Origin of the sequence: Bordetella trematum, from assembly GCF_900078335.1 — a bacterium.
In the GTDB taxonomy this organism is placed as follows: Bacteria; Pseudomonadota; Gammaproteobacteria; order Burkholderiales; family Burkholderiaceae_B; genus Bordetella; species Bordetella trematum.
The window spans coordinates 14,334-40,234 of record NZ_FKBR01000012.1 but is presented as its reverse complement, the minus strand read 5'-3'; the positions used below and the strand labels follow the sequence as shown (position 1 = coordinate 40,234).

26 protein-coding genes are annotated in these 25,901 nt (G+C 65.8%); 10 read left to right on the top strand and 16 right to left on the bottom strand.

What is annotated here, in order from left to right:
• Positions 1–2 precede the first annotated feature (2 nt).
• From gsiB to ftsB, 10 genes are all read left to right on the top strand, one after another.
• Complete coding sequence (gene gsiB, locus A7V84_RS06195) at positions 3–1,556, top strand: glutathione ABC transporter substrate-binding protein GsiB (protein WP_025517845.1); 1,554 nt, start codon at positions 3–5, stop codon at positions 1,554–1,556.
• Positions 1,557–1,615: 59 nt separating this feature from the next.
• Positions 1,616–2,536, top strand: a complete 921-nt coding sequence (gene gsiC, locus A7V84_RS06190; RefSeq protein WP_025517843.1) for a glutathione ABC transporter permease GsiC — start codon at positions 1,616–1,618, stop codon at positions 2,534–2,536.
• Between the two features lie 7 nt (positions 2,537–2,543).
• Complete coding sequence (gene gsiD / locus A7V84_RS06185; RefSeq protein ID WP_025517842.1) at positions 2,544–3,437, top strand: glutathione ABC transporter permease GsiD; 894 nt, start codon at positions 2,544–2,546, stop codon at positions 3,435–3,437.
• Between the two features lie 89 nt (positions 3,438–3,526).
• Positions 3,527–4,600: a DmpA family aminopeptidase gene (locus A7V84_RS06180; protein ID WP_025517840.1), complete on the top strand. Its 1,074-nt coding sequence runs from the start codon at positions 3,527–3,529 to the stop codon at positions 4,598–4,600.
• Positions 4,601–4,602: 2 nt separating this feature from the next.
• Positions 4,603–5,421, top strand: coding sequence for a M55 family metallopeptidase (locus A7V84_RS06175; protein WP_063492048.1), 819 nt, complete (start codon positions 4,603–4,605; stop codon positions 5,419–5,421).
• Between the two features lie 32 nt (positions 5,422–5,453).
• The gene (locus tag A7V84_RS06170) at positions 5,454–7,244 is read left to right on the top strand and encodes an aminopeptidase P family protein (RefSeq protein WP_063492049.1); all 1,791 of its coding nucleotides are present in this window, start codon (positions 5,454–5,456) and stop codon (positions 7,242–7,244) included.
• Positions 7,245–7,450: 206 nt separating this feature from the next.
• Complete coding sequence (locus tag A7V84_RS06165; protein ID WP_025517835.1) at positions 7,451–9,103, top strand: CTP synthase; 1,653 nt, start codon at positions 7,451–7,453, stop codon at positions 9,101–9,103.
• 158 nt (positions 9,104–9,261) lie between these two features.
• Entirely contained in the window at positions 9,262–9,546 is a 285-nt protein-coding gene (locus A7V84_RS06160; protein WP_025517834.1) for a DUF1330 domain-containing protein, read from the top strand.
• A 4-nt stretch (positions 9,547–9,550) separates the two neighbouring features.
• On the top strand, positions 9,551–10,837 hold the full coding sequence (gene eno, locus A7V84_RS06155) for a phosphopyruvate hydratase (RefSeq protein WP_025517832.1): 1,287 nt from the start codon (positions 9,551–9,553) through the stop codon (positions 10,835–10,837).
• 68 nt (positions 10,838–10,905) lie between these two features.
• Complete coding sequence (gene ftsB, locus A7V84_RS06150; RefSeq protein ID WP_025517831.1) at positions 10,906–11,262, top strand: cell division protein FtsB; 357 nt, start codon at positions 10,906–10,908, stop codon at positions 11,260–11,262.
• Positions 11,263–11,326: 64 nt separating this feature from the next.
• Here the strand turns inward: ftsB and A7V84_RS06145 are convergent, their stop codons facing one another.
• The 16 genes from A7V84_RS06145 to A7V84_RS06070 all read right to left on the bottom strand — a co-directional run bounded on the left by A7V84_RS06145 (position 11,327) and on the right by A7V84_RS06070 (position 25,792).
• The gene (locus A7V84_RS06145) at positions 11,327–11,962 is read right to left on the bottom strand and encodes a hypothetical protein (protein WP_038855268.1); all 636 of its coding nucleotides are present in this window, start codon (positions 11,960–11,962) and stop codon (positions 11,327–11,329) included.
• Positions 11,963–12,053: 91 nt separating this feature from the next.
• Positions 12,054–12,974, bottom strand: coding sequence for an Hsp33 family molecular chaperone HslO (hslO, locus tag A7V84_RS06140; RefSeq protein ID WP_025517829.1), 921 nt, complete (start codon positions 12,972–12,974; stop codon positions 12,054–12,056).
• A 37-nt stretch (positions 12,975–13,011) separates the two neighbouring features.
• Positions 13,012–13,533: a gamma carbonic anhydrase family protein gene (locus tag A7V84_RS06135; protein WP_025517828.1), complete on the bottom strand. Its 522-nt coding sequence runs from the start codon at positions 13,531–13,533 to the stop codon at positions 13,012–13,014.
• 4 nt (positions 13,534–13,537) lie between these two features.
• A complete protein-coding gene (locus tag A7V84_RS06130; protein ID WP_025517826.1) occupies positions 13,538–15,217 on the bottom strand; it encodes an acyl-CoA synthetase in 1,680 nt (559 codons plus the stop codon).
• Positions 15,218–15,357: 140 nt separating this feature from the next.
• Positions 15,358–16,230 (bottom strand): UDP-2,3-diacylglucosamine diphosphatase, encoded by an 873-nt coding sequence (locus A7V84_RS06125; protein ID WP_101604737.1) that lies wholly within the window; start codon positions 16,228–16,230, stop codon positions 15,358–15,360.
• A gap of 59 nt (positions 16,231–16,289) precedes the next feature.
• Positions 16,290–16,775: an RDD family protein gene (locus A7V84_RS06120; protein WP_025517823.1), complete on the bottom strand. Its 486-nt coding sequence runs from the start codon at positions 16,773–16,775 to the stop codon at positions 16,290–16,292.
• Positions 16,776–16,817: 42 nt separating this feature from the next.
• A complete protein-coding gene (locus tag A7V84_RS06115) occupies positions 16,818–17,537 on the bottom strand; it encodes a DUF4198 domain-containing protein (RefSeq protein ID WP_063492050.1) in 720 nt (239 codons plus the stop codon).
• Positions 17,538–17,598: 61 nt separating this feature from the next.
• Complete coding sequence (locus A7V84_RS21425) at positions 17,599–17,850, bottom strand: hypothetical protein (RefSeq protein WP_063492051.1); 252 nt, start codon at positions 17,848–17,850, stop codon at positions 17,599–17,601.
• Positions 17,851–18,107: 257 nt separating this feature from the next.
• Positions 18,108–19,286 carry a M20 metallopeptidase family protein gene (locus A7V84_RS06105; protein ID WP_025517819.1) on the bottom strand — a complete coding sequence of 393 codons (1,179 nt, stop codon included), beginning with the start codon at positions 19,284–19,286 and terminating at the stop codon, positions 18,108–18,110.
• A 4-nt stretch (positions 19,287–19,290) separates the two neighbouring features.
• The gene (locus A7V84_RS06100; RefSeq protein WP_232826098.1) at positions 19,291–20,526 is read right to left on the bottom strand and encodes an MFS transporter; all 1,236 of its coding nucleotides are present in this window, start codon (positions 20,524–20,526) and stop codon (positions 19,291–19,293) included.
• On the bottom strand, positions 20,523–21,659 hold the full coding sequence (locus tag A7V84_RS06095; protein ID WP_063492052.1) for a trans-sulfuration enzyme family protein: 1,137 nt from the start codon (positions 21,657–21,659) through the stop codon (positions 20,523–20,525). The genes A7V84_RS06100 and A7V84_RS06095 overlap by 4 nt, the downstream gene beginning before the upstream one ends.
• A gap of 38 nt (positions 21,660–21,697) precedes the next feature.
• Positions 21,698–22,474 (bottom strand): MetQ/NlpA family ABC transporter substrate-binding protein, encoded by a 777-nt coding sequence (locus A7V84_RS06090; RefSeq protein ID WP_063492053.1) that lies wholly within the window; start codon positions 22,472–22,474, stop codon positions 21,698–21,700.
• A 34-nt stretch (positions 22,475–22,508) separates the two neighbouring features.
• Positions 22,509–23,180 (bottom strand): methionine ABC transporter permease, encoded by a 672-nt coding sequence (locus tag A7V84_RS06085; RefSeq protein ID WP_025517814.1) that lies wholly within the window; start codon positions 23,178–23,180, stop codon positions 22,509–22,511.
• Between the two features lie 2 nt (positions 23,181–23,182).
• The gene (locus A7V84_RS06080; RefSeq protein WP_063492589.1) at positions 23,183–24,199 is read right to left on the bottom strand and encodes a methionine ABC transporter ATP-binding protein; all 1,017 of its coding nucleotides are present in this window, start codon (positions 24,197–24,199) and stop codon (positions 23,183–23,185) included.
• A gap of 236 nt (positions 24,200–24,435) precedes the next feature.
• Positions 24,436–25,338: a LysR family transcriptional regulator gene (locus A7V84_RS06075; protein ID WP_033534226.1), complete on the bottom strand. Its 903-nt coding sequence runs from the start codon at positions 25,336–25,338 to the stop codon at positions 24,436–24,438.
• Between the two features lie 268 nt (positions 25,339–25,606).
• Positions 25,607–25,792, bottom strand: coding sequence for a hypothetical protein (locus A7V84_RS06070; protein ID WP_025517810.1), 186 nt, complete (start codon positions 25,790–25,792; stop codon positions 25,607–25,609).
• Positions 25,793–25,901: the final 109 nt, after the last annotated feature.

Here is a 25,901-nt window from a genome sequence, read left to right as displayed (position 1 = left end):
CAATGATGAAAGTTCTGCGCCCCACGACGCTGATGGCAGCCGCTGCGCTGGCCTTCGGTGTCTCCGTTACGCCGCTGGCCCACGCCAGCAAGGACGTGACCTTCGCGGTGTCCATCGCGCTGGAAACCCTGGATCCGTACAACACCAACAGCACCCTGAACCAGGCGGTGGGCAAGGCCTACTACGAAGGCCTGCTGGAGTTCGACAAGGATCTGAAGATCCAGAAGGTGCTGGCCACCGACTACGACATCAGCGACGACGGCCTGGTCTATACCTTCAAGCTGCGTCCCGGCGTGAAGTTCCACGACGGCACCGACTTCAATGCCGAGGCCGTGAAGATCAACTTCGATCGCCCGGCCAACCCCGACAACCGCCTGTCGCGCTACATCCAGTTCAGCGTCATCGACAAGGTGGACGTGGTCGATCCGCTGACGGTCAAGATCACCCTCAAGAAGCCTTTCTCGGCCTTCCTGAATGCGTTGGCCCACCCGGCCGCCATGATGATTTCGCCCGCCGCGCTGGCCAAGTACGGCAAGGAAATCGGTTTCCATCCGGTGGGCACCGGCCCGTTCGAGTTCGTCGAATGGAAACCGGCCGAATACCTGAAGGTCAAGAAGTTCGACGGCTACTGGAACCAGGGCAAGCCCAAGGTCGACACCCTGACCTTCCGCACCGTGACCGACAACAATACGCGCGCTGCCGTGGTGCAGACCGGCGAGGCGCATTTCGCCTTCCCGGTGCCGTTCGAGCAGGCCGCCATCCTGGCCAAGAACGACAAGCTCGACGTGGTGGATCACAAGAACTCCATCATGACGCGCTACATGTCCATGAACACGAAGGTCAAGCCGTTTGATGACCCGCGCGTGCGCCAGGCGATCAATTACGCCATCAACAAGGAGGCCCTGGCCAAGGTGGCCTTCAACGGCTATGCGACCGTGGTCGATGGCGTGGTGCCGCAAGGCGTGGACTTCGCCGCCAAGACCGGCCCCTGGCCCTACGATCCGGCCAAGGCGCGCCAGCTGCTCAAGGAAGCCGGTTACGAGAAGGGCTTCGAGACCACGCTGTGGTCGGCCTATAACGACGGCACGTCGGTCAAGGCGGTGCAGTTCCTGCAGCAGCAGCTCGCCCAGGTAGGCATCAAGACCTCGGTCGAGGTGCTGGAGTCCGGTCAGCGCGTGCAGCGTGTGCAGCAGGTGCAAAAGCCCGAAGACGCCAAGGTGCGTCTGTACTACGCCGGCTGGTCGTCCTCGACCGGCGAGGCCGACTGGGGCTTGCGTCCGCTGCTGGTGACGGAAGCCTTCCCGCCGGTGCTGAACAACGTTTCCTATTACTCCAACCCGAGCGTGGACGAAGGGGTCAAGGAAGCGCTGGCCACCACCGATCGCGCCAAGAAGGGCGAGATCTACGACAAGGTGCAGCAGACCATCTGGAATGACGCCCCCTGGGCCTTCCTGGTCACGCAGAACAACGTGTACGTCAAGTCGAAGAACCTGTCCGGCGTGTATGTCGAGCCCGACACCTCGTTCTGGTTCGGCGACATCGATCTGAAGCAGTAACGCCCAAGCAGTAGCCGCGGCCCGGCGGCCTTCCTCCCGCCGGGCCCACAGGAATTTCCATGCTGACCTATTTCGTCAAACGTCTCCTGGGCATGATCCCGACGCTGTTGCTCGTCTCGGTGGTCGTGTTCCTTTTCGTGCATATGCTGCCGGGCGATCCCGCGCGGCTGGCCGCCGGCCCCGAGGCCGACCAGGCCACCGTCGACCTGGTGCGCCAGGAGCTGGGGCTCGATCTGCCCCTGCCGCAGCAGTTCGTGCGTTACTTCAGCCATCTGTTGCAGGGTGACCTGGGGGTGTCGCTGCGCACCAAGCGGCCGGTATCCACCGAGATCGCCGATCGCTTCATGCCCACGCTATGGTTGACGATCACCAGCATGATCTGGTCAGTCACCTTCGGGATGGTCTTTGGCATCGTGTCGGCGGTGTGGCGCAATCGCTGGCCTGACCGTCTGCTGATGACACTGGCCGTCTCGGGGATTTCGTTTCCGGCTTTCGCACTCGGCATGATGCTGATGCAGGTGTTCTCGGTCGAGCTGGGCTGGCTGCCCACGGTCGGGGCTTCCAGCTGGAAGCATTACATCCTGCCTTCGATCACGCTGGGGGCGGCGGTGGCGGCCGTGATGGCCCGTTTCACGCGCGCCTCCTTCGTCGAGGTGATCCAGGAAGACTTCGTGCGCACCGCGAGGGCCAAGGGGCTGGGCGAGGGGCGTGTGGTCATCAAGCACACCTTGCGCAATGCGCTCATTCCGGTGGTGACCATGATGGGCCTGCAGTTCGGGTTTCTGCTGGGCGGCTCCATCGTGGTGGAGACGGTGTTCAACTGGCCCGGGCTGGGGCGTCTGCTGGTCGATGCGGTGACGCAGCGCGACTATCCCGTGATTCAGGGCCTGGTGCTGCTGTTCTCGCTCGAATTCATTCTGATCAACCTGATTGTCGACGTGCTTTATGGCGTCATCAATCCCAGCATTCGCTACAAGTGAGGCGGGCATGAGCAATACGACTACCGCCCCGGCCACGGCCAAGAGCAATGATGTGCGCACTCCGCTGTCGGAGTTCTGGCGCAAGTTCAAGAAGCAGAAACTGGCCGTCGGCGCGGGCCTGTTTGTGCTGCTGCTGGTTCTGGTGGCCATTTTTGCACCTTGGATCGTGCCCTACGATCCGGAGAACTACTTCGACTACGACGCGCTCAATGCGGGACCGTCCTGGGCGCACTGGCTGGGCGTGGATTCCCTGGGCCGAGATATCTTCAGCCGCATCCTGATGGGCGCGCGCATTTCGCTGGCGGCGGGTTTTCTGTCAGTCGCCATGGGCGCCGTGGTGGGCACCTTCATGGGTCTGATGGCAGGCTATTACCAGGGCTGGTGGGAGCGCATCACTATGCGTATCTCCGATGTGCTGCTGGCCTTTCCGGGCATGCTGCTGGCCATCGGCGTGGTGGCTATCCTGGGCTCGAACATGATCAACGTCATTGTGGCGGTGGCGGTGTTCAGCGTGCCGGCCTTCGCCCGTCTGGTGCGCGGCAATACGCTGGCGGTCAAGCAGATGACTTATGTCGAGGCCGTGCGCAGCGTGGGCGCCTCCGACTGGACCATCATCATGCGCCACATCCTGCCGGGCACGATCTCGCCGATCGTCGTCTATGGCACGATGCGGATCGGCACCTCCATCATCACGGCCGCCAGCCTGTCCTTTCTGGGCATGGGCGCGCAGCCGCCCACGCCGGAGTGGGGCGCGATGCTCAACGAGGCGCGTGCCGATATGGTGCTCGCGCCGCACGTGGCGATTTTCCCGGCGCTGGCCATCTTCCTGACCGTGCTGGCCTTCAACCTGCTGGGCGATGGCCTGCGCGACGCGCTCGATCCCAAGATCGACCGTCGTTGAGCCGCCCTCGTGGCAGCGGGCAAGGGGCGCGGCGCGAGCCGTGCCCTTTTTTCTGTAGATTTGAACGGGGCCGCATTGGCGGCAATGCAATGAGCAAATACGAGACTGCCGATCAGCCGCGCGTGGGCCTGCTGCCCAGTGGCGCGCGCGATGCCATCAGCGACGTGCCCGGCGTGAGCGTCGGCCACGCCACGCATGCCGAAGGCGCCTGTCAGACCGGCGTGACGGTGGTGCGCCCGCATGGCGGCGATCTGTTCCTGGACAAGGTGCCGGCCGCCGCCAGTGTGATCAACGGTTTCGGCAAAAGCGTCGGGCTGGTGCAGGTCGAGGAGCTGGGGGTGCTGGAGACGCCGATCGCGCTCACCAACACCTTTGGCGTGGGGACCGTGGCCAATGCCCAGATCCGCCAGGCGGTGGCGGCCAATCCGCGCATCGGGCGCGAATGGGGCACCGTGAACCCATTGGTGTTCGAGTGCAACGACGGCTATCTGAACGATATCCAGGCCATGGCGGTGAGCGAGGCCGACTATCTGCAGGCCTGCGCCACGGCCGCGCCCGACTTCGCGCAGGGCGCGGTCGGCGCCGGGCGTGGCATGTCGAGTTTTTCCTTCAAAGGCGGCATCGGCTCGGCCTCGCGCCTGGCTGATTGCGGTGCGGACCAGCGCTACACGGTTGGCGCGCTGGTGCTGTCGAACTTCGGTCGCCTGCCGCTGCTGACGGTGGCCGGGCATGCCGTGGGCCGGCGGCTGGCCGCGGCGGCCGAAACCGGGCCCGAGAAGGGCTCCATCATCCTGCTGCTGGCCACCGATGCACCGCTGGACGCGCGTCAGTTGCGCCGCCTGTCCTTGCGTGCGGCCGCCGGCCTGGCACGCACAGGCTCGGTGTTCGGCCATGGCAGCGGCGATATTGCGCTGGCCTTCTCGACGGCCTATACCGTGCCGCACGAGCCGCAGCGCGCCATGCCGGCACTGCCCATGCTGCACGAGGCGCTGATCGATCCGCTGTTCGAAGCGGCCGCCGAGGCCTGCGAGCAGGCCATCGTGGCGGCCCTGTGGCGGGCCGAGACCGTGCATGGCCGTGACGGCCATGTGCGGCGCGCCTTGCCGCAGGCCATTCCCGACTGGCGTCAATGGCTGACCCGTCCTCACGAACAAGGAGCTTGAACATGAAAGTCCTGATTTCCACCGACATCGAAGGTGTGGCCGGGGTGTTCCATGCCGAACAGGTGCGTGCCGGCAACGGCGAATACGAACGCGCCCGCGCCTGGATGACGGGCGAGGCCAATGCTGCCGTGCAAGGGGCGTTTGCCGGTGGCGCCACCGAGGTGCTGGTCAATGATTCGCATGGCGGCTTTCGCAATCTGCTGCCTGACCAGATCGACGAGCGTGCCCGGCTGGTGCTGGGCAAGCCGCGCTATCTGGGCATGATGGGCGGGCTGGAGGAGGGGTGCGATGCCGTGATGATGGTGGGTTATCACTCGCGCGCCCAAGGGTGCGGCATCCTGGCCCACACCATCAACAGCTTCGCCTTCGCGCGGGTGACGATCAATGGCCGTGAGCTGGGTGAGGCCGGCCTGTACGGCGCGCTGGCCGGCGAGCTGGGCGTGCCCGTGATCCTCGCCTCGGGCGATGATGTCTTCATCGAGGAAACCCGGCCGTTGTTTCCGCAGGCCCAGTGGGTCCAGACCAAGGTGGCGCACGGGCAGGGCAGCGGCGTGACGCTGTCGCCGGCGGCTGCGCGCCGGGCTATTGCCCAGGCGGCCGAGCAGGCCGTCCGCAATGCGGGTCAGGCAGTTCCGTTGCGCATCGGCGGCCCGATAGAATGCCGGCTTCAGACCCAGAGCCCGGCGCTGGCCGATCTGTTCTGCATGTGGCCCTCCCTGGAGCGCGTCGATGGCGTGACCCTGCGCTTCGAGGTCCAGACCATGCAGGCTGCGATCCGCACGCTCAACAGCCTGGCGGCCATGTCTTTCATGCTGCGCTGAACCCGACCCGACCCGTTGTTTAGAGGAATTCCATGCCCACCATCGATCACCGTATCGGCGCACTGCGCCAGGCCATGCGCCAACACAAGCTGGACGCCTATGTGGTGCCTTCCGCCGACCCGCATTTGTCGGAGTATCTGCCCGGCCGGTGGCAGGGGCGGCGCTGGCTGAGCGGTTTCGACGGTTCGGTCGGCACCCTGGTGGTGACGGCCGATTTTGCCGGGCTGTGGGTCGACAGCCGTTACTGGGTGCAGGCCGAGGCGCAACTGGCCGGCACCTGCATCACGCTCATGAAGATCGCGGTGGCCAATGCCCCCGGCCATGTCGACTGGCTGGCCGCCCGGGTGCCGGCCGGCGGCTGCGTCGGGGTCGATGGCCAGGTGCTGGGCCTGGCGGCCTTTCGTGCCTTGTCGGCGGCGCTGGCGCCGGCCGGGGTGGCCCTGTCCATCAGCCATGACCTGCTCGAGGACATCTGGAAGGATCGCCCGGGCTTGCCGCAGGCGCCCGTCTACGAGCATCTGGCGCCTTATGCCTGCCAGTCGCGCGCCGAGCGCCTGGCGCTGGTACGCCAGGCCATGGCCGCCAAGGGGGCCGATGTGCACCTGGTGAGCACGCTGGATGATCTGGCCTGGATCTTCAATCTGCGTGGCGCCGACGTCAGCTACAACCCGGTTTTCCTCGGACATGCCCTCATTGGTCCCGATCATGCCACGTTGTTCGTGGCCGAGGGCAAGATCGACGCGGCCTTGCAGGCCGTGCTGGCCGCTGACGGGGTGCAGGTCGCCGCCTATGACCAGGTGGCCGAGGCGCTGGGGTCGCTGCAGGGCGACCAGACCCTGTTGATCGACCCGGCGCGCGTGACGTGCGGGGTTTTTCACGCCATGGATCCGGCCACGCCCCGGGTGGAAGCCATCAACCCGTCGACGCTGCTGAAGTCGCGCAAAAGCGACGCCGAGCTGGCGCATGTGCGCGAAGCCATGGCCCAGGACGGCGCCGCGCTGTGCGAATTCTTCGCCTGGTTCGAGGCCGCCCAGGGGCGCGAAACCATCACCGAGCTGACCATCGACACGCAGATCACGGCCGCGCGCGCGCGCCGGCCCGGCTATGTCAGCCCGAGCTTTGCCACCATCGCCGGCTTCAATGCCAACGGCGCCATGCCGCACTACCGGGCTACCGAGGCGGCCCATGCCGTGATCGAGGGTGACGGCCTGTTGCTGATCGATTCCGGAGGGCAGTACCTGGGCGGCACCACCGATATCACCCGCGTGGTGGCTGTCGGCACCCCCAACCCTGACCAGAAGGTCGACTTCACCCTGGTGCTCAAGGGCATGATCGCGCTGTCCATGGCGGCCTTTCCGCGCGGTATCGCCTCGCCCATGCTCGACGCCCTGGCGCGTGCGCCGATCTGGGCGGGCGGCGCCGAGTACGGCCACGGAACGGGCCACGGCGTGGGGTATTTTCTCAATGTTCATGAAGGCCCGCAGGTCATTTCCTACCGCGCCGCGCCCGGCCCGCATACCGCCATGGAGCCGGGCATGATCACCTCCAATGAGCCGGGTATCTACCGTCCGGGCCAGTGGGGCGTGCGCATCGAGAACCTGGTGGCGGCCCGCAGCTGGCTCGAGAACGGGATGGGCGAGTTCCTGTGTTTCGAGACCCTGACGCTGTGCCCCATCGACACGCGTTGCATCGAGCCGGCCTTGTTGCGCGATGACGAACGTCAGTGGCTCAATGATTACCACCGCCAGGTGCGCGAGCGGCTGGCGCCGCTGGTGCAGGGCGAGGCGCTGGCGTGGCTGCTCGCCCGTACGCAGCCCCTCTGAGTCCGCAGGCCTGCCCGGTTGTGGTGTATCTCCAACACCAGCGGGGCGGGTCCTGACCCTGCCCGGGCGCGCGTCGCGCCAGGGCCGGTGGCGCAAGTCGCCGCCGGCCGTTTTTTCATGTCTAGGGGAAAACCCAGACAGGCGGCGCAGCCCGGCTATAATCCAAATTTCCCGCTAGCGCCCGTTCATCCCGGGCGTCTCTTACGATGACCAAATACGTATTCGTCACCGGTGGTGTGGTGTCCTCCCTGGGTAAGGGCATCGCCGCCGCGTCTCTGGCCGCCATCCTCGAATCGCGCGGTCTGCAAGTCACGATGCTCAAGCTGGACCCCTACATCAACGTCGACCCCGGCACGATGAGTCCTTTCCAGCACGGCGAAGTGTTCGTGACGGAAGATGGTGCCGAGACCGACCTGGATCTGGGCCACTACGAGCGCTTCATCTCGGCCAAGATGCGCAAGGTGAACAACTTCACCACCGGCCAGATCTATGAGTCGGTGCTGCGCAAGGAGCGTCGTGGCGACTATCTGGGCAAGACCGTCCAGGTGATCCCGCACATCACCAACGAGATCCAGGATTTCGTGGCGCGCGGCGCCGATGCCGCCTGGCAGGGGCAGACCGATGTCGCGATCGTGGAGATCGGCGGCACGGTGGGCGATATCGAGTCGCTGCCCTTCCTCGAGGCCGCCCGCCAGATGAGCCTGCGCATGGGCCGCAACAATGCCGCCTTCGTGCACCTGACGCTGGTGCCCTACATCGCCTCGGCCGGCGAGCTCAAGACCAAGCCTACGCAGCACTCGGTCCAGAAGCTTCGCGAAATCGGCATCTATCCCAACGCCTTGCTCTGCCGCGCCGATCGTCGCATTCCCGACGATGAGCGCGCCAAGATCTCGATGTTCTCGAACGTGCCGCTGGATGCCGTGATTTCGGTGTGGGACGTCGATTCGATCTACAAGATCCCGGCCATGCTGCATCAGCAGGGCGTGGACAACATCGTGTGCGAAGCGCTGGGCCTGACGCCGCCGCCGGCCGACCTGTCCATGTGGGACAACCTGGTCGAGGCGCTGGAGCATCCGCGCCACGAACTGACCATCGGCATGGTGGGCAAGTATGTCGACCTGACCGAGTCGTACAAGTCGCTGAGCGAGGCGCTGGTGCACGCCGGCATCCATACGCGCTCCAAGATCAACATCGAGTACATCGACTCGGAAGACATCGAAACGCGCGGCACCGACCAGCTCAAGCACCTGGACGCCATCCTGGTGCCGGGCGGTTTCGGCAAGCGCGGCACCGAAGGCAAGATCGCCGCCATCCGCTACGCCCGCGAAAACAAGGTGCCTTACCTGGGCATCTGCCTGGGCATGCAGCTGGCCGTGATCGAGTTCGCCCGCCATGTGGCCGGCCTGGGCGGCGCCAACAGCACCGAGTTCGATCCCTCGGCGCCCCATCCCGTGGTGGCGCTCATCTCCGAATGGATGGATCGCGAAGGCAAGATCGAGAAGCGCGATGGTTCGTCCGACCTGGGCGGCACCATGCGCAAGGGCGCCCAGCGCTGCCCGATCAAGGCCGGCACGCTGGCCCAGTCGATCTACGGCGACGAAGTCAACGAGCGTCACCGTCACCGCTACGAGGTGAACAACGTCTATGTGCCGCGTCTCGAAGAGGCCGGTCTGGTGATCAGCGCCCGTACTCCGACTGAAAACCTGCCTGAAATCATGGAGTTGCCCAGCCATCCGTGGTTCATGGGCGTGCAGTTCCACCCTGAGTTCACCTCCACGCCCCGCGACGGCCATCCGCTGTTCACCAGCTATATCCGTGCGGTGCTGGAGAGCAAGGCCCGCCGCGGCGAACAGGCCTGATCGCCGCTGGGGGCCTGGCCCCCGCTGCGTCAGCCTGGGCCGGGCATGCACGTTCGGATACAACCGTTTGTATATCCGACGTGCCATCCCTGGCTATCATGCGCATAATGGCGGCCGCCGTCCTTGAACCCGTTTCCAGTTCTTCTGAAAGGAAGTGCATGAGTGCCTATCTGATCGCCGACGTCGTGGTGACCAAACCCACGCAATACGAAGACTACAAGCGTCTTTCGACGCTGGCCATGCGTGCCTACGACGCCAAGATCCTGGTGCGCGGCGGCGAGTCCAAACATCTTGAGGGGCGTGAACCGGGCCGCACCGTGGTGATGGAGTTCCCCACCATGGCTGCCGCCCAGGCTTTCTACGACTCCTGGCAATACCGGCGCGCCCGCAATGCCCGCGAAGGCGCTGCCATCATGAATATGTTCATCGTTCAGGGAATGTGAAGCAATGAGTGCAATCGTCGACATCATCGGCCGCGAGATTCTGGATTCGCGCGGCAACCCCACCGTCGAATGCGACGTGCTGCTGGAGTCCGGCGCCATGGGGCGCGCGGCTGTGCCGTCGGGCGCCTCGACCGGCGCGCGCGAAGCCATCGAGCTGCGTGACGGCGACAAGGGTCGCTATCTGGGCAAGGGCGTGCTGCGCGCCGTGGAGAACCTCAACACCGAGATCTCCGAAGCGCTGATGGGCCTGGACGCCCAGGAACAGACTTTCGTCGACCGTACCTTGATCGAACTGGACGGCACCGAAAGCAAGGAGCGCCTGGGCGCCAACGCCATCCTGGCAGCCAGCATGGCCGTGGCCCGCGCCGCTGCCGACGAGTCCGGCCTGTCGCTGTACCGCTATTTCGGCGGCAGCGGCCCCATGAGCATGCCCGTGCCGATGATGAACGTCATCAACGGCGGCGCGCACGCCAACAATACGCTGGACCTGCAGGAATTCATGATCCTGCCGGTGGGCGCGGCCAGCTTCCGCGAAGCGCTGCGCTGGGGCGCAGAAGTGTTCCACATGCTGAAAAAGCTGATCCACGATCAGGGCATGTCGACCGCGGTGGGCGACGAGGGCGGCTTCGCCCCCAACGTGGCCAACCATGAAGCCGCCATCCAGCTCATCCTGAAGGCCATCACCGAAGCCGGCTACGAGCCGGGCAGCCAGATCGCGCTGGGCCTGGACTGCGCCAGCTCGGAGTTCTTCCGTGACGGCAAGTACACGCTGGCCGGCGAAGGCGGCGTGTCCCTGTCCTCGCAAGAGTTCGCCAATCTGCTGGCCACCTGGTGCGACAAGTATCCGATCATCTCCATCGAAGACGGCATGGCCGAAAACGACTGGGACGGCTGGAAACTCCTCACCGAGCAATTGGGCAAGAAGGTGCAGCTGGTGGGCGACGATCTTTTCGTCACCAATACCAAGATCCTGCGTGAAGGCATCCAGAAGGGCATCGGCAACTCGATCCTCATCAAGATCAACCAGATCGGCACCCTGACCGAAACCTTCGCCGCCATCGAGATGGCCAAGCGCGCCGGCTACACCGCCGTCGTGTCGCATCGTTCGGGCGAAACCGAAGACTCGACCATTGCCGACATCGCCGTGGCGACCAACGCCATGCAGATCAAGACGGGCTCGCTGTCGCGCTCGGATCGCATGGCCAAGTACAACCAGCTGCTGCGCATCGAAGAAGAACTCGCCGAGGTGGCTTCCTACCCCGGCATCGAGGCCTTCTACAACCTGCGCTAAGGTGATCTGCCGGGGCCGGCAGGCCCTGGCAGCGTCTGGCACAGATCAACCTCCTGGATGCCCGCTCTATGCGCCTGCTGTTCCTGGTGCTTCTCATGCTGGTCGGCCTGATCCAATATCCGCTCTGGGTCGGTAAGGGCGGATGGTTCAAGGTCTGGGAATACCAGCGTGAAGTCGCTGCACAGCGCGAAACCAACGAAGGCCTGCGTGCGCGCAATGCGGCGCTGGAGGCGGAGGTTCGTGATCTGGACAGTGGCACGGGCGCGCTCGAAGAGCGTGCACGCGGTGACCTGGGCATGATGCGGGAAGGCGAGGTGTTCGTGCACGTGCTGCCGCCAGGCACGCCGTTGCCATCGGCCAATGCCGTGCCGCAGGCCACGGCGCCCAAGCCCGCAGCGCGCGCTGGCTCCGCGCCAAGACGCTGAGCCGATCGTGCCTGCATTTGCCTCTGCCCAGGGCCGCTGAAAAGCGGCCCTGGGCTTTTTGGCGTCAGCGGCAGGGCAGGCGTTGCGCGAAGATGCTGACGGTGTCGGGCCATCGTCGTGCGTGGCTTTGCATCTCGATGGCGAGTTCCAGGCGCTGCGGCAGCCAGCCGGCGGCCAGCAGGGCGCGCCGGCAGGGATCGGTGCTCAAGGGGGCGAGGGCCGGCAGCAGCGCCGCCATCCAGGGCGTGGCAGGGCTGCTGGCGTAGGTGAGGCGTAGCCGCAGCGTATTCGCTTCAAAAATGGTGGGCGGCCCGGGGCGCAGGCGGTGTTGCTCCGGCTGGCGGTCGTGGCGGATGGCCGGCGCGGGCAGGCCGGGCAGTGTCCGGCCATGCAGGCGGTAATGCGCGGCGGCCGGTTGCAGTACTTCCAGGCGCCAGCGCGGCAGGCCGGCGGCGGCGAGCGCGGCGGCGCGCCGGGCCGCCAGCGGGCGCAGCGCCGCCTCGAAGGCCTGTGCCATGGCCTGCGGATCCAGCTGCTGGCGGCTGCCGGCGCGTGCGGCCTCGGCCAGCGCCAGATAAAGCACCTCGCGTTCCTGGCGCCATTGCAGCGTTTCGTAGATGGCGCTGCCCAGCCACAGGACCAGCAGGCCGCTGAGCAGAAACTCAGGCAGGGCCTGGCCGGCCTGACGGCGAAAGGGCATGCGGGAAAACAAAGGGCCGGAGCGCATGGCGGCAGTATCTGCGCGCCAGGCTCCGGCCGTCGATTGTGGCTGCTACCTGTCGGCGGCAGGATCAGTGCACGGTGGGCGGGTCCTGCTCGGCCGCCGGTGTGCCGGCGGCAAACAGGCCGGTGCAGTCAACCGCGTCAAAGGCATAGGGCTTGCCGCAGAAGTCGCAGTGGACCTCCACCTTGCCCTGCTCGGCCAGGATGCTGTCGATCTCGGCCTGGCCCAGGGTGCGCAGCATCGAGGCCACGCGTTCGCGGGTGCAGGGGCAGAACCAGCGCACCGGCGCCGGTTCGAAGGTCAGCAGGGTTTCCTGCCAGAACAACCGGTGGATCAGCGTGTCGGTGTCGGTCGCCAGCAACTCTTCGGTCTCGAGCGTGCCGGCCAGCACCTGGGCGCGCTCCCAGGTTTCGGCCGGCGAAGCGTCGCCGGTCTCGTGGCCGCCGTGGTCGGGCAGGCGCTGCAGCAGCAGGCCGGCCACGACATCGTCATTGGCAGCCAGCCACAGGCGGGTGTCGAGCTGCTCGGAGGCCTTCATGTAGTGCTGCAGGGCCTCGGCGACGGTATCGCCTTCCAGGGGCACGATGCCCTGGTAGGGCTGCTGGCCCGGGACTTTGTTGGCCGGGTCCAGCACCACGATGAAGCGGCCCTGGCCGCGGGCATTGAGCAGAGACTGCATGGTGCCGTCGGCCGGCACTTCGTGGCCTTCGCGGATCTTGACGGTGGCGCGCAGGCTCAGGTCGGAGCGGCACTCGACCACCAGCAGGGCGACCGGGCCGTCGCCCTGGATCTGCAGCACCAGCGAGCCGTCGAACTTGAGGTTGGCGGCCAGCAGCGTGGCGGCGGCCACCAGTTCGCCCAGCAGGCGGGTGACGCACGCCGGATGGGTCTGTTGGGCCTGCGCTTGTTTCCAGGTGTCGTGCAGGCGCACGGCCTGCACCCGCACGTTGCGGGTGTCGAAAAGGTATTTCTTGAGTAAATCGTCCATGCCGGAATGTTAGCCGATCGGCCGGCCGGGCGGCATGTCAGCCAATGCGTTTGAGAGCCTGTTTGTAGTGGCGGGCGCGTTCGACATAGTGCTGGTTGCCGGCCTGGATGCCGGCGATTTCTTCGGGGGTGAGCTCGCGCACGATCTTGCCCACGCCGATGACCAGGGAGTTGTCGGGGATTTCGCGTCCTTCGGGCACGATGGCGCCGGCGCCGATCAGGCAGTTCTTGCCGATGACGGCCCGGTTGAGCACGATGGCCTGCATGCCGATCAGCGATCCCGCGCCGATGGTACAGCCGTGCAGCATGGCCTGGTGCCCGACCGTGACGTCCGGGCCGATCAGCATGGGGCAGCCTTCGTCCACATGCAGCACGCTGCCCTCCTGGACATTGCTGCGCTCGCTGATGGTGATGGTGTCGTTGTCGGCCCGGATGCTGACGTTGGACCAGATGCTGGTATTGGCCTTGAGGATCACCTGGCCGATGAGATCGGCGCTGTCGGCCACATAGGCCGAGGGATCGATGGCGGGGATGAAGTCGTCGAGTTGGTAGATGGCCATGAGGTCAGGGGGATGAGGGTACGTTGGCCGCCGCGGCGGCGCGCTCCTGTTCGAGGCGGCGCAGCGCAGCGCGCTGGATCTTGCCGGTCGTGGTCATGGGGAGCTGGGTGACGTACTCGATTTCTTTGGGATATTCGTAGGGGGCCAGGCGCGAGCGGACATGCTCCTGCAAGGCCTGGGTGAGGGCGTCGGCCGGCCGGCCCAGATAGTCGTCGGTGAGCACGACGTAGGCTTTGACCAGCGCGCCGCGCTCGGGATCGGGTTTGGGCACCACGGCCGCGTTGGCCACGGCCGGATGCGACAGCAGGCAGTTTTCGATTTCAGCCGGGCCGATGCGGTAGCCGGCCGAATTGAAGACGTCGTCGGCGCGTCCGGCATACCAGTAGTAGCCGTCAGCGTCCACGCTGGCCAGGTCGCCGGTGCGGCACCAGTCGCCGGTGTATTTGTCGGCCGTGGCGGCATCATTGCGCCAGTAGCCGATGAACAGCACCGGATCCAGGTGCCCGTGGATGTCCAGCCGGTTCAGGGCGATCTCGCCCACCTGACCGGCAGGCAGCGGTTGGCCAGCCTCGTCGATGACGGCGACCCGGTGGCCCGGATAGGGGCGGCCCATGCTGCCGGGGCGTGCCGGCCAGCGCCGCTGGCTGTTGCCGATGATGTAGTTCATCTCGGTCTGGCCGAACATTTCGTTGGGCGTGATATCCAGCGCCTCGCGGCACCATTCAAAGACGGCTTCGCCCACGCTCTCCCCGGCGCTCATGATGGCGCGCAGGGCCAGCTGATAGCGTTCGCGCGGCCGGGGCACCGATTTCATCATCATCTTCAGTGCCGTGGGGAACAGAAAGACGTTGGTGACCTGATAACGCTCCATCAGCTCGAAGGCGCGTTCGGGGGAGAAGCGGCTGCGGGTGCCGACTATCGGGTGGCCGAAATACAGCGTGGGCAACAGCGCGTCCATCAGGCCGCCGGTCCAGGCCCAGTCGGCCGGCGACCAGAACACATCGGCCTGGCGTGGGAACCAGTCCTGTGAGGCGACAAAACCCGGCAGATTGCCGATCAGGGCGCTGTGCGGCAGCAGTGCGCCCTTGGGCGCCCCGGTGGTGCCCGAGGTGTAGAGCAGGATGGCGGGGTCGCTGGCGCGTGTCTGCACGGGCTTGAAGTCGGCCTGCTGGCGAGCCAGCAGGCTGCGCCAGGGGAGCACCCGCTCGTCGGCGAAACCAATGCCGATGATCTGGTTCAGGTCGGGACAGTCGTCGCTGATGGCCAGCAGATTGGCGCTGGAGGCGGCGTCCACGATGGCGATGCGGGCTTCGGCATCGCTCAGGCGGGCCTGCAGGGCATCGGGGCCGAACAGCGGCGACAGCGGCAGCACCACCGCGCCGACACTGTAGATGGCCATGTGGGCCACGACCGTTTCCGGACGTTGTCCTAAAACCACACCGATGCGGTCGCCGCGCTCCACGCCCATCTTGATCAGGCCGTTGGCCAACTGGTTGGCGGCCTCGGCCAGACGGGCGTAGGTCCAGACTTCCCGGTTGCCGGCCTCATCTTCGTAGAAGATCGCGATACGGCGGGCATCGGCCGTATTGGCCGCCCACCGGTGGCAGCAGACTTCAGCGATGTTGAAGTAGCTAGGAACCAGCCAGCTGAAGGTTTGGTACAGCGCCTGATATTGATCGTTCATGGCCCTTGGTGTTGAGAGCTCGATGGCAACGAGTTGCGGGGAAAACCGGCCCCAGGCCCGTTCCCCGCAAATGCAAGCATGAACGAGAGGACAGGGAACTGCAACATTCCCGTATCCGTAAGGGGGACGTATAAGGGTATTTACGGGTGTGGGTCCTGGCGCCGCAAGGAGGAGGGCAGCGCAGGCAGGGCGAGGCTGCGGCGTCCGGTGGACGTGGCCGGACGGGCCGCCATGGCCTGGGCCCAATCGAGCAGTTGCAGCTGGCCATTGTGGTCTTCGGCCAGTGCCGACAGGCTTTCGACCCAATCGCCGTCATTGCAGTACAGCACGCCCTCGACTTCGCGCAGGGCAGGCTGGTGAATGTGGCCGCAGACCACGCCGTCGAGCCCGCGCCGGCGGGCCTCGCCGGCCAGCGCCTGCTCGAAGTTGCCCATGAAGGCCACCGCGTTCTTCACCTTGTGCTTGAGATACTGCGACAAGGACCAGTAATGCAGGCCCATGCGATGACGCAGGCGGTTGAAGTGGTGATTCACCCACAGGGCGAACTGGTAGAGGCCATCACCCAGATGGGCGAGCCACTTGCTGTGCTGGATCACCCCGTCGAACTGATCGCCGTGCAGCACCAGCAGGCGCTTGCCCTGGGCGGTGGTGTGGATGTCTTCGTCCAGCACCTCGATGTCGCCAAAGGCAAAGCCGACGAATTCGCGGGCGAATTCATCGTGATTGCCGGGGATGAAGATCACGCGCGTGCCATTGCGGGCCTTGCGCAGGATGCGCTGGATCACGTCATTGTGGCTGCGCGGCCAGTGCCATTGCTTGCGCAGCTGCCAGCCGTCGATGATGTCGCCCACCAGATAGAGCGTGTCGCAGTCGTTGTGCTCGAGGAAATCCAGCAGATAGGCCGCCTTGCAGCCGGCCGTGCCCAGATGAATGTCGGATATCCACACGGTGCGCCAGTGCGTGGGACGAATTTCGTTCACGGCGTGCTCCTTCTGTCCAAGTGGCCAGGACATGAAAGCAAGCGCACATGACGGCGCCGTGAAAAAACGGTGACGGGGACGTGACGTTGCGGCTAGGGCGCAACACAGAGCCGAGTGCCCACTAGGCGGTCATGCAGAAAGCGGCCCTGCGGATCGAACCAGGTCGGAATGAAAAGGCTCAGAGGGGTCGCAACGATGAGCAGATCCAGGGCAGGCCAGTCGCCCGCCTGTGCGACTTGGTGCAGCAGCCAGGCGCAGGCCAACGGCAGCGGCCACAACAGCAGATAGCGCAGCAGCAGGCGCGCCGGCGCAGGGCGTCTGTCATGGCGATCCAGCAGGCGCAGCCGCCAGGTTTTCATGGCCAGGGTCTGGCCCCGGGCGTACCAGTTGAGCAGGAAGTACAGGCCGATTGCCAGAAACAGCCAGGTCTGGCGCAGTAGCGGGAAGCCGCCTGCCCGGATCAGGAGGTCGAACAGCAGGGTCGCCACGAAGCCGACGCCGAACAGCAGAACGGCCTCGTAGAGCATGCTGGCCAGACGGCGTCGGCGGCTGGCGGGGGTGGGCGCGGTGGCGAACATGGGTGGCTATTATGCAGGGTCCGCCGCGCCCTCCCTGGCGGATTACTTCTTGTGGGGGGCCATGGCCGGGCCGGCCGGAATCGGCTCCACGCCGGCCGGCTTGACGTAGGTCAGCGAGGTCACATAACTGACGGCATCATACTTTTCGCCCTGGCGTTCGCCCGGAGTGCGATCGGTGTGGCTGACCTCCGCGACATACTGCCCCTTCCAGGGCATGTCGAAGCTCACCAGCCCCTTGTCATCGGAGTAGTCGCTCTTGGCCCAGCCGGACTGCGTGACCAGTTCGACTTCGGTCTTGGGCAGCGGCTTGCCGTTGAAGGTCACCAGAAACTCGCCTTCGTTGCCGGTGGGGGTGATGTCCAACAGCAGCTTGGGCGACTGGGCATTCAGGGTGGTCACCAGGCGGGCTGCCGGGCGGTACCAGCTGCTGATCTTCTTGCCGTCGCGCTCGAAGCTGTGGATCGGGTAGCTGGCCTCTTCGGCCACGATGCTTTCGCCGTCCGTGGCGGCAAACGGCAGGGCGAAACCATCCGCAGTCTTGGTGGCCTGGGCGGCCTGTTCCTGCTTGCCCGACAGCAGCGTGCCGGCCGGCTTGACGAAGTTGTCCAGCAGGCCCGGCGAGGCTTCGCGCAGGTTGTCGCCGAACTCGCCGAACCGCAGCACGGCCTTGCCGCCCTCGGCCTGCTCCAGCCAGACCTGGTGGGCCTGGGCGGCGCCAGCCAGGGCGGCCAGGGCGAGCATGCAAAGTGTTTTCTTGAACATGTGGAGCATCCTAAAAGAATGGCTGTTTCAGCCGGGGTTGAAAGGTCAGGCCCGAAGGCCGTCAGAAATCCATATGCATCTCGAGCCGGAGCGCGCAAGCCATTTCCAAACCTGGCGCGGGGCAATAGACGCTCTCCCGGTAGCGCTGTTTGAACAGGGGTGACGCCAGTCCGCCAAGCCGGGGGCGTGGGGCAAGCCCGGTTCGGGTGTGAGTCCGTTGAGGGGTCTCGTGGGTGTTGGCGTGGCGCGGACCGGCCAGCTGCTGCAGCGCGTCGTCGGCTTCCGGGGCATCGATCGGGTTGCCCCAAGTCATGAGAGGGCTGCCGCCATGCCGTGAGAGGCGGGATGCGGAGATTCGGTGGCCGCTAGGAAAACGAGGCCGGAAGGTTGTCGAACGGGGATGGTGAAAACGGAAATTCGGCGTTGCGCACGATGATTTCGGGATTCCGATGCCATCAACTAATCTGTGAAAATAAATGAGAATGAATTGAGTTTACATTATATTTGGTACTTGGGGACTGGATGCGGCACCATCGGGGGGGCGCCGCCACTGGGGCAGGCATGCCCGGTTCAGGCGGTGGCCGGCGCGAGGCGCCGGATGGCATACAGCGCCATCAGGGCGGCGCCTTGCGACAGCGCGCTTTCGTCGATGTTGAACCTGGGATGGTGATGCGGATAACACGCGCCCACGGCTTCGTTCCCGGCGCCGACCAGCGCCATCAGGCCGGGGCACAGGGCGAAGAAGTCGCCGAAATTCTCCGACACCATAAGCGGCGGAAACAGCGTTACGGCCTGGGGGCCATAGAGTTCGCGCACGCAGCCGGTGGCTAGCGCGCTGTCGGCGGCGTCGTTGACGAGCGCGCCGCCGCCGCGGCGCACGGTCAGGCTGGGCTCGACCCGATGCGCGGCCGCTACGCTGTGGACCACGCGCTCCAGGGCGGCCTTGAGCCGGTCGCCGTCTTCAGGCAGGGCCCAGCGGATGCTGCCGGCCAGTTCGGCGCGTTGCGGGATGACATTGCCTGCCTGGCCGGATTGCAGCTTGCCGAAGGACAGTACCGCCGGATGGGTGGGGTCGATCTCGCGACGCGGCAGCAGGGAAGCCTCCTGGGCCACGGCGGCGGCGGCCAGCAGCGGATCGATGCCGCGATGCGGATGCGCGCCATGCGTGCCGCGGCCCTGCAGCACAATCTCGAAGTTGTCGCAGCCTGCCATGCGCGGGCCGCTGCGGGTGCAGATCAGCCCGGCCTGCAGTTCCGACCACAGGTGGATGGCGAATGCGCTGACCAGGGGCTGGTCGCGCAAATGCGCAATCATTTCGGCCGTGCCGCCGCCGCGTTCCTCGGCCTGCTGGAAACACAGCTTCACCACCCCTTGCAGACTGGATTGCTGTTGTCTGAGCAACTCGGCCGCGCCCAACAGCAGGGCCACGTGGCCGTCGTGGCCGCAGGCGTGCATGACGCCCGCACGACGTGAACGATAGCTCAGCGCTTCGTTTTCCTCCTGGATGGGCAAGGCATCCATGTCGGCGCGCAGCAGCACCGCCCGGTCGGTCCGGGCGCCGGTGATCGTAGCCACGGTGCCGTACTCGCCCACGGCTTCCCAGGGGATGTCCAGGCGATCGAGCTCGGCACGGATCCGCAGCGCGGTCTCGCGTTCGGAGAAAGACAGTTCCGGCTGCATGTGCAGCTCGCGGCGCAGCGCAGTCAGGTGCTGCGCAAGCGCCAGGGATGCTTGAACGAGTGCATGCATAACTTCAATCCTCTTTGTTGAAGCACGGGCGCGCACGGCCGAGCTGGCCGCGCATGGCCCAGAGACCGAGCAGGGGGCCGGGGGCCAGCAGCCACAAGGCGCGTGTGCCCCAGAGATCCATCAGGGCGCTGAGCAGCACGATGGAGATGACCGAAATCAGAAAGCCGATGCCGTTCTGCAGCACCAGGGCCAGGCCCAGCAGCCGGGGCGGGGCGGCCTGGGCCGAGAGTGCCGAGAAGTGTGGCGAATCGGCCACCACCAGGACGCCCCACAGCAGCAGCGCGGCCAGGCGCAATCCGCCCATCGACTCGGGCAGCAGGGGGTAGAGCAGGCAGATCAATCCGGAGCCGCCCAGCGCCGCGCAGGCCACGCGTGCGCTGCCCATCCGGCGCGCAAGGTAGCCGCCCACGATGCAGCCGAGCGCGCCGGCGCCGATGACGGTTGCCGCCAGCCAGCCGCTCCACAAAGCCGGCGCGGGGGCCGCCGGCGAGGCGGCGATCGCCAGGCACAGGGCCGGCACCACGGCCCAGAACGCATACAGCTCCCACATATGGCCGAAATAGCCGCAGGCCGCGGCGCGCAGCCGGGGGAGATCCCACAGCGCCCGCAGATCACGCCCGCTCAGCCGCAAGGGTTGCGGGATGGCGGTTGGGGCGCGGCCGTCGCCGATCAGGGCCACCAGCGCCCCCCCGGCCAGGGCGAGCAGCGAGGCGCCGAGCAGTACCGCCTCCCAGGGCCAGGCCAGACCGATGGCGCGCAAGGCATGGGGGATGGCGGTGCCCAGCGTCAGCATGGCGACCAGCCAGGCCAGCGCAAGCGCAGGCTTGCCTCCCATCCATTGCACCACCAGCTTCATTCCCAGGGGATAAATGCCGGCCAGGCTGATGCCCACCAGCACCCTTAGCCACCAGGCTGTACCAAAGCCCAGGTCCGGCAGGGTCAGAGCGGCGTTGGCCAGGGAACCCATCAGGCAGCTGCAGGCAAAGACCCGGCTGGTGGATCGGCGGTCGGCAGCGCCCGTCAGCGCCAGCGCGAACGAGCCGGCGATGAAGCCCAATTGGGTGGCTGCCAGCAGCCAGGAGAACTGGGCGCCGCTCAGCTGCCAGCGCGCGATCAATCCGTTTGCCGCTCCGGCCGGGCTGAACCATAGCGACGTCCCCAGGCACTGGGCCAGGATGACCACCAGCACGCCGCCGTTGCGCCAGCTTGCGGAGTCCCGGCCCTGCATGGCGGCGCTCACACCTGTTCAAGTGCCTGTGCCAGGTCGTCGATCAGGTCGTCCGGGTGTTCCAGGCCGACCGACACGCGCAGCAGCCCCTGCGGCGTCACGCTCTGCGGGCCCTCGATCGAGGCACGATGCTCGATCAGGCTTTCCACACCGCCCAGGCTGGTGGCGCGGGTGAACAGCTCGACCTTGGCGGCTACCCCCATGGCAGCCTCCTTGCCTTCTCTGAGTTCGAACGACAGCATGCCGCCGAAGCCGCGCATCTGACGTTTGGCCACGGCATGGAAAGGGCTGTCAGTCAGGCCAGGGTAGTGCACGGCGCAGACTTTCGGATGTGCCTGCAGGTAGGCGGCGATCGCCCCGGCATTGCGACAATGCGCCGCCATCCGCTGGGGCAGAGTGTTGAGGCTGCGCATCACCAGCCAGCAGTCGAAAGGCGAGGGGACCCCGCCGCCAAACAGCTGGGCGCTGCGCACGGCCTCGAAATGCGCATCCTGCTCGCGCGTCACCAGCATGCCGCCCAGCACGTCGCTGCGTCCGCCCAGGTATTTGGTGGTGGCGTGCATCACCATGTCGCAACCCAGCGCAAGCGGGTTCTGCAAGGCGGGAGAGGCGAAGGTGTTGTCGGCGATCACGCGGATGTCGCGGCCCCGGCACATCTCGACCAGTGCGACGATGTCGCTGCATTGCAGCAGCGGGTTGGACGGCGTTTCGATCCACAGGATGCGGGTTTCCGGGCGCAGGGCCGCGCGCGTCGCATCCAGATCCGTCATGTCCACGAAGGTGAAAGTGACGCCCCATTTGGCGAACAGATGCCGCAGCACGTTAGCCGTGCCATGGTAGATGTCCTGTGGCGCCACGACGTGATCGCCGGGTTGCAGACCCTGGAACACCGCCGTGACGGCGGCCAGGCCCGACCCGAAGGCCGCCGCCGCGGCGCCGTCTTCGAGCGCGGCAAGGGCGTCTTCCAGCGCATTGCGGTTCGGGTTGTGATTGCGCGAGTACATGAAACCCCGCGAATAGCCGCCGTCCGGGTCGCGCTCGAAGGTGGTGGACAGATGGATCGGGGCGACCACGGCGCCGGTGGCGGCGTCGACTTTGTTGCCGGCGTGCACGGCCAGCGTCTCGAATCGGAGTTTGCGTTTCATGGCGGGTTTCGCGTTATGGGTTGGAATAGACAGTTGGCTCAGAACACCGGGACCAGGCTGCCCTTGAAGCGTTGCTGGATGAAATCGCGCGCCTCGGGCGAGCGCAGCGCCTCGGCCAGCTTGACCATGGACTCGCTGTCTTTGTTGTCCGGGCGCGCCGCCAGCAGGTTGATGAAGAGCGACTTGTCGCCCTCCAGGAAGAGTGCGTCCTTGTGCGGATCGAGCTTGGCTTCGAGCGCATAAGTGGTGTTGATGATGGACAGGTCCACTTCGGGCAGCGTGCGCGGCAGCATGGGGGCTTCGAACTGCTTGATCACGACGTGCTTGGGGTTGGCCACGATGTCGCGTTCGGTGGCCATGCTGTTGGCCGGGTCGGCCAGCTGCAGGATGCCGGCCTGATGCAGCAGCTGCAGGGCGCGCCCGGCATTGACCGAGTCGTTGGGAATCGCGATGAGGGCGTTCTCGCGCAGCGCCTTGACGTCCTTGACCTTGCGCGAATAGGCCCCGAAGGGGGCGATGAAGATATCGGCCACCTTGACGATCTGGGTGCCGCGCGTGCGATTGAACTCGTCCATGAAGGGCTGGTGCTGGAAGAAGTTCGCGTCGATGCGCTTTTCCGCCAGTTGGGCGTTGGGCTGAATGAAGTCCGTGAACACGCGGACCTCCAGGTCCACGCCCTGCCTGGCGAGCATCGGTTTGATCTTCTCCAGCACCTCGGCATGCGGGGTGGGGCTCGCGCCAACGATCAGCTTGTCGGCAGCCTGGGCCCCCAGGGGCAGGCAGGCGAGAACGCACAGCAGCAACGGCTTGAACATGGTTTGTCTCCTGTTGGTTTTGTGGGGAGGGGAGTCAGTGGCTGTAGCGGATCACCAGCCGGTGGCCGGTGCTCTGCAGCGCCTGGACGATCAGCAGCAGCAAAACGATGGTGATGGCCATCACGTCGAGTTGAAAGCGTTGGTAGCCGTAGCGGATCGCCAGGTCGCCCAGGCCGCCGCCGCCGACCACGCCCGCCAGCGCGGTGTATGAAACCAGTGCGATCGCGGTGACGGTGGCCGCAGCGAGGATGCCCGGCAGGGCTTCGCGCAGCAGGGCGTTGAAGACGATCTGGCGCGTGGTGGCGCCCATGGCCTGGGAAGCCTCGATGATGCCGCGGTCGACCTCGCGCAGCGCCGTCTCGATCAGGCGGGCGAAGAAAGGGGTGCCGGCCACCACCAGCGAGGGCACCGATCCGGCTACGCCGAAGGACGTGCCGGTCAGCAGCACCGTCACCGGGATCATGGCGATCAGGAGGATCACGAAGGGGATCGAGCGCAGCACATTGACGGCAAAGGACAGCGCTGCATAGGTCTTGGGAGAGTCCAGCAATTGCCGCGGCCCCATGAGGAACAGCACCACCCCAAGCGGCAGGCCGATGATCACCGTGAGGCTGAGCGAGGCGCCCAGCATGGCCAGGGTGTCCACCGTGGCTGCGCCGATCTCGTGCCATTGCACGTTGGCGAAATAGTCGTTGAACCATTGCATATTCAGCCTCCTATCCGTTCGACGTCCACGCCATGCGCCGCCAGGCTCTTCATGGCTGCCTGGATCTGCGCCGCCGCGCCCAGAGGGCGCACGAGTATCTGCCCGCAGGGTTCGGATTTGATGGCCCCGAAACGGCCCGAGATAATCGAGAAATCCACGCCGAACTCGCGCGCGGCCGTCGTCAGCATGGGCTGGTGCACCACCTCCTTGAGGAAGGTCAGGCGATACAGCCCGGGGCCGTCGGCCGGCCGGGTCAGGGTGCTCAGGCCGTCGTCGGCATCTTCGGCTTCCTGCACGAATCGCTGGGTGGTCTGGTGGCGGGGATGCAGAAAGACCCGGGTGACCGGGCCTTGCTCGACAATGCGCCCGCCATCGATGACGGCGACCCGGTCGCATATCCTGCGGATGACGTCCATCTCATGGGTGATCAGCACAATGGTGAGCTTGAGCGTTTCATTGATGCGCCGCAGCAGTTGCAGGATGGACTGGGTGGTCTGGGGGTCGAGCGCGCTGGTGGCTTCGTCACACAGCAGCACCGATGGGCCGTTGGCCAGGGCCCGGGCGATGCCTACGCGCTGTTTTTCGCCACCCGAGAGCTGGCTGGGATATTTGTGTTTGTGGCGCGACAACCCCACCAGTTCGAGCAACTCGTCCACGCGCGCATCGATCTCGGATTTGCGCTTGGCGCCCACGATGCGCATGGCGTAGGCGATGTTGCCGGCCACCGTCATCGAACCCAGCAGATTGAAATGCTGGAAGATCATGCCCACGCGCTGGCGGAACCGGCGCAGGCCGGCATCGCTGAGCGACATCAGATCCACGCCGGAGACTTTGATGGTGCCGGCGCTGGGCCGCTCCAGCAGGTTGATCAGGCGGATGAGCGTCGACTTGCCTGCGCCGGAGTGGCCGATGACGCCGAATATTTCTCCTTCGCTCACCGTCATGTCGATGCCGCGCAGGGCCACGACTTCCGATTTCCCGCTGGTATAGGTTTTCTGGATGTCCCGAAATTCAATCACACAGCATCCTTTGTAGGTGTCAGGGGCATCGATGTGCTCGGTGCCCTCGGGCCGTGCCTTTTGCAATATCAAGGCTGCTGCGATTCTGTGGGAATTCGTCGGGTTGCAAGCATGAAAAAACGGGCCAAGGCATTCCGTTTCGTTATGCTGCGCGGCGTCAAAACCCCGCCGCGCCCGCGGATCGGGGCGTATCAGGGGTTGCCCCGGCACAGCGTCCGGACGCAGGCAATGCGGGGTCAGTCCTGGCTGGACTCGGTCAGCGAGCGGTGCGCCCGGGCGGCCATGGCGGCCACGATGTCCACGAAGCGCCTGGCGGCGTTGTGGCCCTGCGCGCGATGCGCGCGCAGATAGTAGATGCGCACCGGAATGGCCGGGTCCAGGGCCACGACGCGATTGTGGCGCCGATCGGCCTGGGCGGCCGTGAACGAATCGATCAGGGCCACGCCCATGCCGCGCTCGGCCAGCCGCAGCGCCAGATAATTGGTGGAAATGGTCAGGGCGGCATTGCCGCTGGCCAGCGGCACCAGGTCTTCGCCATGTGGGCCGCCCGGCGGCACGCGGATCAACGGCAGATGGGCAAGGTCATTGATCGACAGTCCGCCGCAAGTGTCCATGTCCATCATCGAATTCGGGCCCACGCCGACGATGACGCCGCTGGCCAGCACTTCCTCGACCAGGGCGGGGTTGGGCAGCGAGGCCAGCGACAGGCCGACATCGCATTCGCACTGCATGACCTTCTGCACGATGCTGTCGTGGGTGAGCGCCTCGATTTCGCAGCTGACCGACGGAAACAGCTGTGAAAATGTCTCCAGGGTCTGCGGGATGAGGGCCGCGGCGATGGACGGCGCGCAGGCCACCCGCAGCACGTGGGTCGGTTTGTTGGCCAGGCTGCGGGAATGCTCGCGCAGTCGATCGAGTTGCTGGGCGATCGCCTGGAATTCGGGCTGCAGTTGCAAGGCCTCGGCGGTCGGCACGAGTTTGTTCTTCTCGCGCAGAAAGAGCTTGAAACCCAGCTGGTTCTCGGCGCTGTAGAGCAGCTTGGTCACGGCCGGCTGACTCAGGTGCAGGAGCTTGGCCGCGCCCGTGACGGACCCGGTCATCAGGACGGCATTGCAAACGTCGATGTGGGACAGTTTCATGGGGGCTCGCTCGCAAAGGGCTGGTGCGGCGTGAGGAATGGCGCCGGGTCGGTGTTGTACCCGACCGTCCAGCCCTTGGGCAACCATCGCCGCCCGATGTGTCCGGCAGGAGAGCGCTTGTGTGGGCCCGGCCTGAACCCATGGTGGTCCAGGCCCGGGGCGGCGGCAAAAAAAACCCCGCCGATAAGGGCGGGTCTTAAAAGGGGCTTTGCAGCCCCCAAGGGGAAATCGGTACTGCAGGGCGGGCGCTTTTGGCGCCGCCGGGGTATTACGCCGCGTGGGCGGCCGAACCGGCCTTGCTGCTGAACAGCTGCTTGAGACCATGGGCCAGTTTGCGCAGGCCGGCTGCCAGGGCGCGCATCGGACGCGGACGGAATTGTTCTTCCATGGCCTGCAGCATCAGCTGGCGTTCGAGTTCGTCGGTCAGGCGGGTCGTTTCGTTGAGGTAGATCACACAGCCTCCAGGGGGCTTGCTTGCTTTGTCTCTAGGGTTAACCCGAATTGTAGGGGTTAACCCTAGAATTAGCAAGCTGATCTGCCCGGTTCCGGGGCTTTCCTGCAAC